The sequence below is a fragment of the Chitinophaga sp. genome (genome assembly GCF_036569125.1).
Taxonomy (GTDB): Bacteria; Bacteroidota; Bacteroidia; order Chitinophagales; family Chitinophagaceae; genus Chitinophaga.
The window spans coordinates 1-14,878 of sequence record NZ_DATCRF010000315.1 but is presented as its reverse complement, the minus strand read 5'-3'; the positions used below and the strand labels follow the sequence as shown (position 1 = coordinate 14,878).

Genomic DNA, 14,878 nt, shown 5'->3' with positions numbered 1-14,878 from the left:
GATAGGGTATTAAAAACAAATGTCCTGCACCTTGCGGTACAGGACATTTTATAGTGTTGAACCAATGCGTTCAATTATTTCTTCAGTTTAGCTTTCAGAGCAGTGTTCAGCTCTTCCAGGAACTCTTCTGTATACAGGTAGTGTTTACCATGCTCCACTTTATTACCATGGATACATACAGCAAGGTCCTTGGTCATTTTACCACTTTCCACTACTTCAATACAAACCTGCTCCAATGCCTGGCAGAAATCTATCAGCGGCTGGTTGTTATCCAGGCGGCCACGGAATTCCAAACCACGGGTCCATGCGAAGATGGAGGCAATGGGGTTGGTGGAGGTAGGCTTACCAGCCTGGTGATCGCGGTAGTGGCGGGTTACAGTACCGTGGGCAGCTTCTGCTTCCATGGTTTTACCATCCGGCGTAACCAGGGTAGAGGTCATGAGGCCCAGGGAGCCAAAACCTTGTGCAACGGTATCGGATTGTACGTCGCCATCGTAGTTCTTACAGGCCCATACAAAGTTACCGTTCCATTTCAGGGCGCTGGCCACCATATCATCTATGAGGCGGTGCTCATATACCAGCTTATGTTTTTCAAATTCAGCTTTGAATTCGTTTTCGTAGATCTCTTCAAAGATATCCTTGAAACGGCCATCGTATTTTTTCAGGATGGTGTTCTTGGTGCTCAGGTACAGCGGCCATTGTTTTAACAGGGCCTGGTTAAAGCAGGCGCGTGCAAAACCTTTAATGGATTCATCGGTGTTGTACATAGCCAGGGCTACGCCGTCGCCTTTGAAATTGTAAACCTCGTGCTGGATCTTTTCGCCGTTCTCACCTTCAAAAGTGATGGTCAGCTTGCCTTTACCTTTGGTAACAAAGTCGGTAGCGCGGTACTGGTCGCCGAATGCGTGACGGCCTATGCAGATAGGGGCAGTCCAGTTGGGCACCAGGCGGGGAACGTTCTTCATAACAATGGGCTCGCGGAATACAGTACCATCCAGGATGTTACGGATAGTGCCGTTGGGCGATTTCCACATTTGTTTCAGGTTAAACTCCTTTACACGGGCTTCGTCGGGGGTAATGGTAGCGCATTTGATACCAACGCCGTACTCTCTGATCGCGTTAGCGGCATCTACGGTTACCTGGTCATTGGTTTGATCGCGGTATTCTACGCCCAGGTCGTAGTATTTGATATCAACATCCAGGTAGGGAAGTATCAGTTTGTCTTTAATGAATTTCCAGATGATCCGTGTCATCTCATCTCCATCCAGTTCTACCACCGGATTTGCGACTTTGATCTTTTCTGCCATTTCAGGTATTGTTTTTTAATTAAGGTTATCTATGGTTGCTCAATAAGATAAACCCGGAAATTACTATAACGTGGCGCAAAATCCAAATTTTGGCTGAATGCCAAAAGCATAAAGCACAAAGCATAAAGCGAAAAGCCTGTAAGTTGGGTAAAGAGCTTTTTGCTTTACGCTTTATGCTTTCAGCTCTATTTCATTTGCTTTATAATTTCATCTGCAAACTCGCTTGTTGATACCAGGGTGGCATCATCCATCAGCTTATAGAAGTCGATGGTTACCCGTTTGCGCATGATAGCGGTGCTCAGGCCATGTACAATAATGTCTGCAGCCTCTTTCCAGCCCATATATTCCAGCATCATTACGCCGCTCAGTATTACGGAGCTGGGGTTCATGCTGTTGGTATTGGCAAAGCGCGGGGCGGTGCCATGGGTAGCTTCAAATACAGCGTGGCCGGTTACATAGTTAATGTTGGCGCCGGGCGCAATGCCTATACCGCCTACGGCTGCTGCTGCTGCATCGGAAATATAATCACCGTTCAGGTTCAGGGTAGCTACCACACTATAATCCTGCGGTGCCAGTAAGATCTGCTGCAGGAAGTTATCGGCAATTACATCTTTGATCAGTATTTTTTTATGCGCCAGGGCAATGTTCATTTGCTTGTTGGCTTCTTCTTCGCCCTGTTCTTTTTTGGTGGTTTCCCACTCCTCCCAGGTATACACGAAATCACCAAACTCGCGTTTAGCCAGCTCATAACCCCAGTTCTTAAAGCCGCCTTCTGTGAATTTCATGATATTGCCTTTGTGCACCAGGCTTACAGAAGACTGTTTATTTTCAATGGCATATTTAATGGCGGAGCGGATAAGCCTTTCAGAACCTTCCTTGGATACGGGTTTAATGCCCAGGGAAGATGTTTCCGGGAAACGGATCTTTTTCACACCCAGGTCGTTCTGCAAAAAGTGCAGCAGCTTATCGGCTTCAGGAGTGCCGTACATATATTCAATGCCGGCGTAGATATCTTCGGTGTTCTCGCGGAAGATCACCATGTTCACGTTCTCAGGATGTTTCAGCGGAGAAGGCACTTTATTGAACCAGCGTACCGGGCGTACACAGGCGTACAGGTCCAGCTCCTGGCGCATGGCCACATTCAGGGAACGGATGCCGCCGCCTACCGGCGTGGTCAAAGGTCCTTTTATTGAGATCAGGTATTCCTTAAAAGCATCCAGGGTGGCTTTAGGTAACCATTCACCGGTAGCCTGGAAGGCTTTTTCGCCTGCCAGTACTTCCTTCCATTCAATTTTCCGTTTATTATCATACACTTTGGCTACGGCGGCGTCAAACACGCGTACGCTGGCCCGCCAAATGTCGGGGCCAATCCCGTCACCTTCAATAAATGGAATAATACAATGGTCGGGAACCTTTAACTGCCCATTGGTCATTATGATCTTTTCTGCCGGCATAAAACAGTGACTTTAGTGAAATAATCGAGCGCAAAGGTACACCGATTTTACATTTCAGGCAGACGATTTTAGCGGACGGAGCCGGCCAGGCAGTGCTCATAAGGTGCAAAACACCGGCTGCAAAGGGTGTTAGCCGGCTATGTCGGGTAAATGCGGCTTTCCGGCTATAAGCCGCTGTCAGTCCTGCCCCAGGCGGCCAATGCGGGTAGGCTTGGGCGCTTCCTTATAAATAATGGAGTACAGGATATCCTGGGTGTCGCCTACCGGCACCAGGGATTGGTTGGAGGTAACGATCACAATATCAGGGTTATTGGTTAAGAAGGTATTTACCTGGCTTTCCAGGTCCTGGATCTCCCGGGCGCGTACGGAAAAAAACTTATGCATGGTTATAACGTTTACGGGCTAAATGTAAAACAAAAGTGCATGCAAATTATTTTCACCGGTCTTTTGCCACCGTTTACCGGAACTCCGGTATTTTTAGCCTAAATCCATTTGATGTACCCGCGCTCCCGTAATAATTTTACATCACAATCTTACAGTAATGGAAAATCAAAATCAAAATATCATACATAGAAGAAGCAAGGGCATATGGGGTGGCTTAGTGCTTATTGTGTTGGGTATCTTCTTTTTTTTACAGAACCTGCACCTGAATGTGCCTTCCTGGATATTTTCCTGGCAAATGCTCCTGATACTTCTGGGTCTTGTTGTGGCCATCAAACATAAGTTCCGGGGCGGTCCCTGGTTTATTATGATGCTGATCGGCGGTATTTTTCTTTCCGAAGAGATCATTCACTGGGATTTTGACTTTCCCCGTTATGGCTGGCCTTTAGTGCTGGTGGTTATTGGGGTATATATGCTTACTAAACGCCCGTCCCAACGTCCGCAGCGTTACCTGGCAGAAGACAGAAGGCAGTGGCGGGAAGATAAGAGACAGTTAAAGGAGGATATGAAGCAGCGCTGGAATGCCGGCTCTTACCAGGAAACCATAGGGGGCAACTCAGAAGATTTCCTGAATGCACTGGCTGTTTTCGGCGGCGATAACCGGATCGTATTATCCAAGAACTTCCAGGGAGGGGATATTACTTCCATCTTTGGCGGTTCTGAGGTGAACCTTACCCAGGCCGATTTTACCGGCACTGTCGTAATAGATGCCACGGCCATTTTCGGCGGTGTTGAGATGATAGTACCTTCCAACTGGGACGTGAAAATAGAGGTGAACACCATCTTTGGCGGGGTAGAGGATAAGCGCGCCATAGAGCTGCTGGCTCCCAACCCCGATAAAAGACTGCTGATCAAAGGCATCTGTGTATTTGGCGGCATAGATATCAAGAGTTATTAAGCCAGTAACCTATATTCTGTATTGTACCATTCTAAACCCTTTTAAATTGAATTTGTATGCGTTGGTTTGTAGCAAAAATAGTGTACCAGATCATTTGTGGCAGTGGCAACCACATGCCGCAGTTCGATGAGCAATTGCGCTTAATTAGTGCAGAAACAAAACAGGAGGCCGCACAAAAGGCCCGCGAAATAGGACAGCAGGAACAATATACCTTCCGCAACCAGAAACAAGAGCTGGTAGAATGGAAGTTCATTAACGTACCGGAGCTGTTTACGCTGGACCAGCTTTCGGACGGCATGGAGCTGTATTCCCGTATTGAAGAACCGTCGGATGCTACGGCTTATGTAGCCTGGCTGCAGATGAAGTCTGCGCAGCTGCAGGAGCAGCGCTTTATTGAGATCGGGAATTAATTGGGGAATTAATAATGAATAATTAAGAATTAATAATCGTGTAGCAGTTGTTCGTGAAGTGAAGGTTATTCATTATTAAAGTTGAACAAAAAGCAAATAACAATACTAACGGGCAAGAGCAAACAGTAGTGGTTGACCGTAATAGTTGTGCTCTTTATTATTAATTATTCATTCTTAATTATTAATTACAAACAAACACTGTGATAAAGCGCCCTTTATCAGATAAGTACTTCCGCTGGACCATAGCAGTAACCACCTACGTGTTCCTGTTACTGTATGGTGTGCTGCTGATACAGTGGTTTAAGCTGGAAACCATTAATGCCTGGGCCGACAGTGCCATACATACCCTGTTCCTGGGTACTGCGGTAGCCATTATAGCGCATAACCTGGGCTATTACCGGCCGGCGAAAGGTAAATACCTGTTTGTACTTTGTTACAGTACGGTGTTAACAGTTATCTGGATAGCGGTTACCACCTGCTGGTTGAAATATTTTTTCAAGGCAGATCATGTCTATCTGCAATGGCTAAACGCAGCGCTGCCCATACACTTCCTGGTAGCCTGGCTGGTGATCACCAGCATGGGCCTGCGCGCCCTGCTGATGTATGATATGGCAGAGCAGCAGGAAGCGCTGGAACGGCGGGAAGCTACGGAACGTTTATCGCGGGAGGCTGAGCTGTACAAGCTGCGGCAGCAATTACAGCCGCACTTTTTATTTAACAGCCTGAACTCCATTAATGCGCTGATCGTATTACGCCCGCAGCAGGCCAGGGAAATGGTGCTGAAGCTGTCCGACTTTTTACGGGGCACCTTAAAAAGGGAGGACCAGCAATGGATAGCGCTGCCGGAAGAGCTGCAGTACCTGCAATGGTATCTTGATATTGAAAAGGTGCGCTTCGGGCACCGGTTATCAACCGAAGTGACGGCCGATGAAAATACACAACAGCTGGTAATGCCGCCCATGTTATTACAACCGGTGGTAGAAAACGCCATTAAATACGGGTTGTATGATACTACGGAGGCCATTACCATTACTATAAAAGCCTGGGTGCAGCAGGATATGCTGCATGTGCAGGTGCAAAACCCGTATGACAGCGCTTTGCAGCAGCCGCACCAGGGCACCGGCTTTGGATTAAGCTCCATACGCCGCAGGCTGTACCTGCTGTTTGCCCGGCAGGACCTGCTGGAGGTTAGCTCCGATGACCTGATCTTTACTACCTTAATTAAAGTACCACAACCACATGATAAAAGCAATCATAATTGATGATGAGCCTTTGGCCCGCGCTGTAGTATTGGAATATTTACTGGGCTTCCCGGAAGTACAGGTATTACAGGAATGTAATGATGGTTTTGAAGGGCTGAAAGCCATTCAGCAGCACCAGCCGGATATTATTTTCCTGGATGTGCAGATGCCCAAGATCAATGGCTTTGAGATGCTGGAGCTGGTAGAAGAGATGCCTGCCGTGATCTTTACCACGGCTTTTGAAGAACATGCTATCCGCGCTTTTGAGGTGAATGCAATTGACTACCTGTTAAAACCTTTTTCAAAAGACCGATTTGAAAAAGCATTGCAAAAATGGTTGGGTAATAAAACCACTGCTACGCCGGCAGCCGCTCCGCAGCAAACCACACAGCTGCTGGAAACCGCTGCTGCATCGCCTTTGCAGAGCAACCGTATTGTGGTGAAGATCAATGGTAAGATCAAAATTATTCCTGTGCAGGATGTGCATTACCTGGAAGCAGCGGATGATTATGTGAAGATCATCACCCAGGAAGGCGCTTTCCTGAAGAATAAGACCATGAGCTTTTTTGAGCAAACGCTGGACCCGCAGCAGTTTGCCCGCGTACACCGTTCTTACATGCTGAATGTGAACCAGGTTACCCGCATTGAGCCGTATGAAAAAGAAAACCACCTGGCCATTTTAAGAACCGGCGCTAAAGTGCCGGTAAGTAAAACCGGTTATCCCAGGTTAAAGGCAGCGCTGGGACTATAGTTTTATCCTTCGTTAGTATAGCATCAAAAATAAAGCCGTCCCGGGTGCGATACCCGGGACGGCTTTATCCTTCAAGAGAAAAAGATCCTTAGTTTAATGCGTTTACATCCTGTGCTATAAAATCCTGGTAAGCTTCACGTGACCATTCAATATAATCATCCAGGTGGATGTTTAATTTTTCATCACGTTCTATTTCTTTCATATCACGCACGTCCCAGTAACCTTTGGCTAATGACTGGATATTATTGCTGGTCTCCTGTTTTACAGGATTATAATCTTGCGGATAACTGGAATAATTACCAATAGCTAATTCCTGGATGTTTTGCTTTACAAACTCTAAACTATTCTTAGACATGGTATAAAACTTTTGGTTCGATTAGAGTAATCCAAAAGCTGTTCCGTTTTGTGCCAGATTAAGAAACTGTTATAATAAAATTTTGTTAAAAGGATATTTTAAGTCCTTGTATCTGGCTGATATTCAACGTGGTGCGCCGGTACAAAAAAGAAGGGTTTACGATCATTTTTCATTGCTAAAAGTGACGTTTATAACTCAAAGAGTTTTTGAAGTTTCTCTTTTTTAAGCACTTTTTGTCCCTGCTCACCTGTGGCAATAACCAGGTTGCCCACTTTTGCCTCATACCTGCATACTATAGTATGCGTATGCAATTGTACAATAGTGGCCGTAAAATCCACAATGCTGCCTGCTTTGGCCGGTGCATGATGTTGTACGGTAAGCATGGTGCCAATACCTTCTTCATCTGCTTCCTTCATATCCAGCACAAATAAACGGCAGCACCATTCCGCATCACGCGCCAGCGCAAAGGTGCTGTACACGGGGTGTACAGCGCCGCTGTCAAATGCTGCGCAATCTTCTTCACGCACTACACGGGTAAAATGTTTTTGATCGCCTGGTTTAAAACAGTGTAGCATATTGCCATTATTTACTGCACCAGCAGTACGGGTACTTTTACGTTGTGCCTTACCTGGTGGGCTGTTTCGCCATAGATCCAGTCTTTAATACCGGTATGGCCATGGCCTCCCATCACAATAAAATCTGCTTTCTCTTCTTTTACAATACGCACAATTTCCTTTGCGGGATGCCGGTAGCCCAGGATGCCCCGCGCGCGGATGTTGCGTGCGTGCAGCAAGGCCAGGTAACCATCCAGCTGCTCCTGGTCTTTACGGGTTTCAAAATCATCAGACAGCCTGCCGAAGTATTTGGCAGAAGCGCTTTCCACTACATGGATCAGTATATATTCCGTATGCTCGTTACCGTTAGCTACTGCATTGGTGATCACTTTTTCATCCTGCTTGCTGAAATCCAGCGCCAGCGCTATACGGTAGTACTGCGGTTTTTCCATGCTGCCCAAAGAAAGCAATTGGGAAGGGTGTATGCGTACAGAGGCTATTTGCCGGTACCGGCTAATCATCGGGAATACGATGGTGATCACCAGCAGCACTATAAAACCTATTCCGGATATTATAATAACAGCATCTACCCAGCCATTGCCTGCATGAGTAATATATTTATAGGCTTCTGTAAATACCATGCGCAGGTTCAGGTACACCAGCACTGCGGTGATCAGCCAGCTGGTGATTTTGGTTAATGGCTTGATGGCATATTCGCCCATGGTGCTTTTATCACTCACAAAATGAATGAGCGGTATAATAGCAAAACCTAATTGCAGGCTCAATAATACCTGGCTGAATACCAGGAGCTCGCCTACTTTATCATCGCCCGCTAATAAGATAGTGAGTAAGGCAGGCACTATGGCCAGCAGGCGGGTAATTAAACGGCGCAGCCAGGGGTTAATGCGCAAACGCAGGTAGCCTTCCATAATGATCTGTCCGGCCAGGGTGCCTGTTACCGTTGAGCTTTGGCCGGCGGCTATCAGCGCTACTGCAAACAGGATGGGGGCTACTTTGCTGCCCAGCAGCTTTTCCAGCAGCTCATGCGCATCCTGGATCTCTGCAATATCCGTACGCCCGCTTTTAAAGAATACGGTGGCGGCTAATATAAGAATGGCGGCATTTACAAAAAAGGCCAGGTTCAGGGCCACGGTGCTGTCAATAAGGTTTAGCTTCAGGGCCTGTTTAATGCCCTTCTTATCCCGCTGAATTTTGCGCGTTTGCACCAGTGCGGAATGCAGGTACAGGTTGTGGGGCATTACGGTGGCGCCTATAATACCAATAGCAATATACAGAGCTGCATTATCAGGTATGGTGGGTACAAAGCCCGTTACTACTTCCGACATTACGGGCCGGGCAATTACCAGCTCCGTTAAAAAAGAGATGCCTACAATAGCTACCAGGCTTATGATGAAGGCTTCCATTTTGCGGATGCCATAACGTTGTAAGATCAGCAGCAGAAAAGTATCCACCACGGTAAAGCTAACGCCATATACCAGCGGCAGGCCGGTAAGCAGCTGTATGCCTATGGCCATGCCCAGCACCTCTGCCAGGTCGCAGGCGGCAATGGCTATCTCTGCCAGCACATATAAAATGAAGTTGATAACGGGCGGATAGGTTTCCCGGTTGGCCTGCGCCAGGTCGCGGCCGCGCACAATACCCAGGCGGGCGCTCAGGCTTTGCAGCAGCAGGGCCATCAGGTTACTCATCAGCAGCACCCATAACAGCTGGTAGCCGTACTGGCTGCCCCCGGCCAGGTCTGTGGCCCAGTTACCGGGATCCATATAACCTACGCTTACCAGGTAGGCCGGGCCAAAGAAAGATAGCAGCTTTTTCCACCGCGACCGTGCAGTGGTATCTATACTCTGATGTACTTCACTCAGCGATGTAGCAATATGATCCATAGCTTTAACAGAAAATTATTTGTTTCACTTACAGGGGCCGTACCATAATATTTTTACTCACCTGCTCACTAATGGTAAAGGCGGGCTGGTTCCGGATCTTTATTTCAATAGAATTATCAAATTCGTAGCGCTCAATCACTTCCAGCTGGGTGCCCAGGCGAATGCCTTTGGCGTTCAGGAATTCCAGCAAAGCGGCTGATTTGTCGGATACGGCCGTTACCTCCAGGCGTTTGGTGCGGGCCTGGTCCAGGGATATTTGCGCGCGTTGTTTCCCCATTTTGCCCTGTGCGTCGGGAATAGGGTCCCCATGTGGGTCAATGGTAGGGTTGCCCAGGAAGTCGCTGAGGCGGCTGATCAGCTTTTCACTGCGCACATGTTCCAGCTCTTCGGCCAGCTCATGCACCTCATCCCAGCTAAAGGCCAGCTTGTCTACCAGGAAACATTCCCACAGGCGGTGGCGGCGTATAATATGCAGGGCGGCCTTTTTACCTTCTGCAGTAAGGTTAATGCCCTGGTACTTTTCATAATCAATAAGCTTTTTCTCCTTTAGCTTTTTAGCCATATCCGTTACAGATGCGGGTTTGGTATCCAGCTCATAGGCTAATCCCGTAGTGGTTACCGCTTCTGTCCCTTCTTCCAGCTTATAAATAGACTTAATGTAGTTTTCCTCTGCAACTGTTAAATTCATAAACCCTAAAATAAAAGTTAGACAAATCTAAACATTTTTCATGGTATTCCCAACCCTGCAGGAGAGGGGAGGCTCCGTTTATCCATTTAACCGGCATTTTTTTTGATTAGCTATGCGGTATATATCAAAAATATCTTTAACTTTTCGGCAAGAAACAATTCTACACTACGCATGAACAGGTTGTTGGCACTACTTTTAACCGTGGGTATTTTAGCGGGTTGCGGCTCCGGGAACAAGCATACCTCCGGCGGACGCCCGGTGACCTTTGAAGATTTTAAAGCCTTATTTCCTGAGCAACAGGCGCCTTACCGGCTAGCGGCCGATTCCCTGCTGCAAAAGCAGCCGGATTCCCTGGCCCTGCAACGGGATGTGCTGAAACAGTTCCTTACAGATACTTTGGCCGGCGCAGACTCAACCAAAACCAGGCATCTGAAATATTATCCGCTGGCTTATGTAGCGGGCAGCGCCTTGCAATATTTTGTGATCAGGGCGGTGGACCGGTCTTCTTCGGTGGCGTACATCTGTTTTACCGATAAAAAAGGCAAGTACCTGAACCGTATGGTAGCAGCCCGGAAGGAAGCTAACAGTCCGGAGCAAATGAGCTTTACGCTGGATAATAAATATGTTATAAAAACCAGCACGGAAAAACCGGTGGGCTCCAATACCGCGTTAAAGGAAGACTTTTACATGGCAAATGCCAATGGGACCGTAACGCTGATCATGACTAACTCCAACGGGCCTACGACGCCCGGGCAGATCTTTAACCCGATAGATACTTTAGCGCATAAGCATAAATTCTCCGGTGATTATACTTCCGGTGATATGAACATTATTTCTATCCGCGATGGGCAGGATGCCAAAACCTTCCTGTTCTTTATTACCTTTTCCAAAGACAATGGTAACTGTAAGGGAGAGCTGAGCGGCACCGGCCATTTTACCGGCAGCAGCAAAGGGGAGTATAAGGATAAGGAAACCTCCTGCGGTATCGGCTTCCAGTTCAGCGCCGGCCGGGTGAGCATCCGTGAAATTGGCGGCTGCGGAGCATACCGGGGGATCAAGTGTTTTTTTGAGGGGGCTTTTACGAAGAAGAAAGCTGCTTCTTCTTCGGCGGCTAATTAATAATTAAGAATGAATAATTAATAATAATGGATGCAGTATTTCGCAAGAGTGGAATACTGCATTTTTGTTTACAAGTGTGCCACACCTTCAAGGTGTGGCACACTTGTAATACTACATTTCCACGTACTCCTTCAATGCGATTATTAATTATTCATTCTTAATTATCAATTACTACGCGGAAATGCCGGATCGTTCTTCACTTCTTCAATCTGCTGCGTATGGCGGCCGCAATGGCCGGCAACGATCAACATGTACTGGTAGGCATCCATGTAGCCACGCGGGGAGGGTATTACATGGCTGCGCATATCGTCATTCGTACCTTTCACATAATCGATGATCTGATCGCGCTGCGTGGTAAATGCTTCTACGGCTGCAGCGGAGCTGGTATAAGTGCCTTTGGGCTTCATCTCTTCTGCTGCCTGGGCTTTATGGCTGCGGTCTCCCATCATTTTAATGAGTACGGAATCCGTAACCTTTATCTCGCTGCGTTTTTCAGGGTTGGGCGCTTGTTTCATACTGGCCTGCTCCTGGGCAAAAATGGCTTTTTCAACCATAATAATATGTTCCATGCATTCGCCTACAGACCAGCGGTCGGGGGCTGGTTTAAACTGCATCTGCGCATCGCTGAGGCCTGAAACATTGTTCAGCAGGGTGGTTTTAGTGCTTTGCAGCTGATCCAGCAGAAAAGATTTATCATCCCGTGTTAATGCCGGCTGCTGAACTGTAAAGGCCGACAAGAACAGGATGGATACATACAGTGCGAACTTTTTCATTGGTGGTAAGTTTAGGATGAGTGATGGGATTATTCTATGAGCATTTTAATTTACGCATTTTTCCGCATTCGTGTTGGTTTGCGTTCCGCAGTCCATAGCCTACTGCATGGTATCGGTTACTGCATACAAGGCCGTGGACTGTGGTCCGCGGGATCCCCGCTACACGCTCAAGGCAATGGACTATCGACCATCGACTCTTACTCAATCAACTCCAGGAACTCATCCCGGTTTATAAAACGCGCGCCTAAGCTGGCCAGGTGTTCGGTATGTACCTGGCAATCGACCAGGGTTAGATCATGATGGGATTGTACGAAGGTGATAAAAGCTGCTTTGGAGGCATTGCTCACCTGTGCGAACATGGATTCGCCAAAGAAACAACTGCCCAGCCGTATGCCGTATAAACCGCCTACCAGCTTGTCTTCCAGCCAGCACTCAACGGAGTGTGCGTATCCCTGCTCATGCAGCTGTATGTAAGCGCGTTCTATGGCATTGGTGATCCAGGTGCCATCCTGGCCTTTACGGGGAGCACGGCGGCAGCCGCGGATCACTGCTGCAAAGTTTTGATTAAAGGTAATGCGGAAGACCTGCTTTTTGAGTATTTGCCGCATGCTGGAAGATACCTTTAGCTCTGAGGGGAATAATACAAAACGGGGGTCAGGGCTCCACCATAAAATGGGCGGCTCATTATACCAGGGGAAAATGCCGGAGCGGTAGGCCAGCAGCAGCCGCTCTGCTGAAAGATCGCCGCCCACGGCCAGCAGCCCGTCATCATCTGACAGGTGCACGGGTGGAAATACCAGCTCTTTTGTAAGGGAAAAAACCATGCAGATTTTAGATGTACGATTTACGATTTTAGATTTTAGTAATAAGATGTACTGCAATAGATTTAAATAAATATAGAATGAATTTGGGACAAAGGTCCAATATCATCCGCTCCGGTTAAATCTAAAATCGTAAATCTAAGATCGTAAATCAGCTCAGCCTTCCACGGCTTCTTCAACGGTGGCGCTGATGCCCCGGTCCAGGAGTGCTTCGCACATGGGGCGTAGTTGGGTAAATTCGCCATGTTTCACCGCATACTTACCGTTGTAATGGATAAAAAGCGCGCATTGTTCCGCCTGTTCTGCGGAGTGTTCACATACTTCAATTAATGATTGTATCACCCAGTCAAAGGTGTTCACATCATCATTCCACACAATAAGGCTAAAAGGGAATTGCTCATCTTCTGCGATGAGCACATCCTCTAATTCTTTTTTATATGTGCCGGTTTCGGTACGCTGACTCATGGTTTACTTCATGGCTTTGCGCAAAATTACAGTAATTATCGGGAAATACTAGGGGCCTGCACTATTACGAGAGGAACATACATTCATCCCAATGGTCAGGCGCATCCGGGTAGGCATAGGCCAGTAAAGAGAGGGCAATGCCGCCCAGGCCTTCCAGGATGCCGGAGGCCGGCGCCCAGGTATTTTCCCCTACCTGGAACAGGTAGCCGGCCGGTCCGCTCTTAGTACCCAGCGCACAGGTTTCATGGTACCAGTGTTCGGCGGTTTCTTTAAACCGGGGATGCCCGGTTTGTTTGAACAGCTTCATATACAGGTAGCCTACGCCGCTGGCGCCATGGCAAAAACCGGGTTCTTCCACATCCGTTTCCCGGGGTGTTCTGCGGGCGCAGGTTTTCAGCAGCATTTGCAGCACGGAGCTTTCCAGCGCAGTGTTTTGCATAGTTTTAGATACCTGCAGCAAGGTGTACAGAATGCCCAGATCACCATAACACCAGGCCAGCCGCGACCTTACCGGCTGCAGCGTGCTTTTGCCATATTCTTCAGCATCTATCCAGTAAGGGAAAAAGGAATGTACGCTTGCTTCATCCTGTATATTATTCAGGAAAAAACCGGTACCTTTTTTCATCAGCTCCTCACACAGGGCCGGCAGCACATTGGCCTGGTAACATTTATGCACAAAGTACAGGATGCCGGTAATACCATGCGGCAGCCCAAAGTCGTAGCGGGGTTTGGCAGATGGCACCGGGCGGAACTGCAGCCAGCGCACCTCATCGTCCGCCTGCACAGCGCTGGCCGAAAAGTGGGTGAGTATGCGCGCTGCCAGGTGATGCTGTTTTCTTTTCAGGAAATACACGCCCAGGCCTAATGCGCCGTAAAAAAGATCATAGTTGCCTTTTTGCAGCATGGTAGCCAGGCTTTTTTCCAGTATGGCATCTACCTGCTCCAGGATGCTTTCATCGAAATCCGGCAAAATGTCCTGTGCTTTTAAATGTACCATCAGCCAGCCCCATCCTGCCAGGCCATCGCAAAAAACAGCGGATAAAGGATCGGAGGTATTGATCTTATGCAGCAGGAATTTTTCTGTTTCCAATAATGCTTCCTGGTATCGTGCATCGCCGGTGCGTTGCAAAAAAATGCCCTGTACCAGCAGGCAGCCGGCATGGCCCGGCAACAGTGAAAAATTGTCCAGGTGCGGATCACTGGCATAAGCGCCTAAATAATGTTCGCCTATTAACTGCAGCTTATCTGACACTGTTTGCTGTAAATTTTTTTCAAGCGTATACATATGCAATCAATAAAAGGTGAAAGAAAATAAGCTAACCATGTAACACGGTTAGCTTATTTATATTTTGGAACCGGATCTGATTAAGCATCCTGTGTAGGCTCAAATCCACCACCAGTGCCGGTAGTAGCCGGAGGGCAGCAGGTAAAGCCGGTGCAAGGACCCCAGGAAGTAGTGATCGCTTCTTCGTTCTTACCGCCATCAACAGCATTCAGCTGGTTGTCAGACAGAACAGAAACGGTTTTCTTTTGCAGATCTAATTTTTTAGCGTCTTGGTTTTTTACGGGTTTCATGATTGTAAAATTTAGAACGTGTTTATTTTTTTCCTACTCTGATCAAGGATTTTCGGATACCTCCTTTCTTACTCTGTTAAAGGTTTTCAGATGCCCCTTTTTCTTAGCTAAGTTGTTGTTGT

At 47.6% G+C, this 14,878-nt stretch carries 17 protein-coding genes; 5 read left to right on the top strand and 12 right to left on the bottom strand.

The genetic code is table 11. The features are described from left to right. Positions 1-74 precede the first annotated feature (74 nt). From VIM87_RS11775 to VIM87_RS11765, 3 genes are all read right to left on the bottom strand, one after another. Positions 75-1,307, bottom strand: a complete 1,233-nt coding sequence (locus VIM87_RS11775; protein WP_331997184.1) for an NADP-dependent isocitrate dehydrogenase — start codon at positions 1,305-1,307, stop codon at positions 75-77. 185 nt (positions 1,308-1,492) lie between these two features. After that, the gene (icd, locus tag VIM87_RS11770; RefSeq protein WP_331997183.1) at positions 1,493-2,761 is read right to left on the bottom strand and encodes an NADP-dependent isocitrate dehydrogenase; all 1,269 of its coding nucleotides are present in this window, start codon (positions 2,759-2,761) and stop codon (positions 1,493-1,495) included. 177 nt (positions 2,762-2,938) lie between these two features. After that, positions 2,939-3,145 (bottom strand): hypothetical protein, encoded by a 207-nt coding sequence (locus VIM87_RS11765; protein ID WP_217601584.1) that lies wholly within the window; start codon positions 3,143-3,145, stop codon positions 2,939-2,941. A gap of 157 nt (positions 3,146-3,302) precedes the next feature. On the opposite strand from VIM87_RS11765, the gene VIM87_RS11760 reads away from it, so the two are divergent. The 4 genes from VIM87_RS11760 (at position 3,303) to VIM87_RS11745 (ending at position 6,502) form a co-directional block, all read left to right on the top strand. Next, positions 3,303-4,100 (top strand): LiaF transmembrane domain-containing protein, encoded by a 798-nt coding sequence (locus VIM87_RS11760; RefSeq protein ID WP_331997182.1) that lies wholly within the window; start codon positions 3,303-3,305, stop codon positions 4,098-4,100. A gap of 56 nt (positions 4,101-4,156) precedes the next feature. Then, positions 4,157-4,510: a DUF4288 domain-containing protein gene (locus tag VIM87_RS11755; RefSeq protein WP_331997181.1), complete on the top strand. Its 354-nt coding sequence runs from the start codon at positions 4,157-4,159 to the stop codon at positions 4,508-4,510. Between the two features lie 200 nt (positions 4,511-4,710). After that, on the top strand, positions 4,711-5,772 hold the full coding sequence (locus VIM87_RS11750; protein WP_331997180.1) for a sensor histidine kinase: 1,062 nt from the start codon (positions 4,711-4,713) through the stop codon (positions 5,770-5,772). Further along, positions 5,750-6,502 carry a LytTR family DNA-binding domain-containing protein gene (locus VIM87_RS11745; protein ID WP_331997179.1) on the top strand — a complete coding sequence of 251 codons (753 nt, stop codon included), beginning with the start codon at positions 5,750-5,752 and terminating at the stop codon, positions 6,500-6,502. Before VIM87_RS11750 ends, VIM87_RS11745 begins: the two co-directional genes overlap by 23 nt. Positions 6,503-6,590: 88 nt before the next feature. On the opposite strand, the gene VIM87_RS11740 is transcribed toward VIM87_RS11745, so the two are convergent. The 4 genes from VIM87_RS11740 to VIM87_RS11725 form a co-directional block, all read right to left on the bottom strand. Continuing rightward, positions 6,591-6,857: a hypothetical protein gene (locus tag VIM87_RS11740; protein WP_331997178.1), complete on the bottom strand. Its 267-nt coding sequence runs from the start codon at positions 6,855-6,857 to the stop codon at positions 6,591-6,593. A 188-nt stretch (positions 6,858-7,045) separates the two neighbouring features. Then, positions 7,046-7,432, bottom strand: coding sequence for a thioesterase family protein (locus tag VIM87_RS11735; protein WP_331997177.1), 387 nt, complete (start codon positions 7,430-7,432; stop codon positions 7,046-7,048). Positions 7,433-7,443: 11 nt separating this feature from the next. Beyond that, positions 7,444-9,315, bottom strand: a complete 1,872-nt coding sequence (locus tag VIM87_RS11730; RefSeq protein WP_331997176.1) for an Nramp family divalent metal transporter — start codon at positions 9,313-9,315, stop codon at positions 7,444-7,446. 28 nt (positions 9,316-9,343) lie between these two features. Beyond that, on the bottom strand, positions 9,344-10,003 hold the full coding sequence (locus tag VIM87_RS11725; RefSeq protein WP_331997175.1) for a metal-dependent transcriptional regulator: 660 nt from the start codon (positions 10,001-10,003) through the stop codon (positions 9,344-9,346). Positions 10,004-10,174: 171 nt separating this feature from the next. On the opposite strand from VIM87_RS11725, the gene VIM87_RS11720 reads away from it, so the two are divergent. Beyond that, positions 10,175-11,122, top strand: coding sequence for a hypothetical protein (locus VIM87_RS11720; RefSeq protein WP_331997174.1), 948 nt, complete (start codon positions 10,175-10,177; stop codon positions 11,120-11,122). A gap of 164 nt (positions 11,123-11,286) precedes the next feature. On the opposite strand, the gene VIM87_RS11715 is transcribed toward VIM87_RS11720, so the two are convergent. The 5 genes from VIM87_RS11715 to VIM87_RS11695 form a co-directional block, all read right to left on the bottom strand. Next, positions 11,287-11,895 carry a DinB family protein gene (locus VIM87_RS11715; RefSeq protein WP_331997173.1) on the bottom strand — a complete coding sequence of 203 codons (609 nt, stop codon included), beginning with the start codon at positions 11,893-11,895 and terminating at the stop codon, positions 11,287-11,289. Between the two features lie 197 nt (positions 11,896-12,092). Continuing rightward, the gene (gene aat / locus VIM87_RS11710) at positions 12,093-12,719 is read right to left on the bottom strand and encodes a leucyl/phenylalanyl-tRNA--protein transferase (RefSeq protein ID WP_331997172.1); all 627 of its coding nucleotides are present in this window, start codon (positions 12,717-12,719) and stop codon (positions 12,093-12,095) included. Between the two features lie 153 nt (positions 12,720-12,872). Further along, positions 12,873-13,181 carry an ATP-dependent Clp protease adaptor ClpS gene (locus VIM87_RS11705; RefSeq protein WP_217601572.1) on the bottom strand — a complete coding sequence of 103 codons (309 nt, stop codon included), beginning with the start codon at positions 13,179-13,181 and terminating at the stop codon, positions 12,873-12,875. Positions 13,182-13,245: 64 nt separating this feature from the next. After that, a complete protein-coding gene (locus tag VIM87_RS11700; protein WP_331997171.1) occupies positions 13,246-14,466 on the bottom strand; it encodes a lanthionine synthetase C family protein in 1,221 nt (406 codons plus the stop codon). 80 nt (positions 14,467-14,546) lie between these two features. Beyond that, positions 14,547-14,756 (bottom strand): class I lanthipeptide, encoded by a 210-nt coding sequence (locus tag VIM87_RS11695; RefSeq protein WP_331997170.1) that lies wholly within the window; start codon positions 14,754-14,756, stop codon positions 14,547-14,549. Between the last annotated feature and the right edge of the window lie 122 nt (positions 14,757-14,878).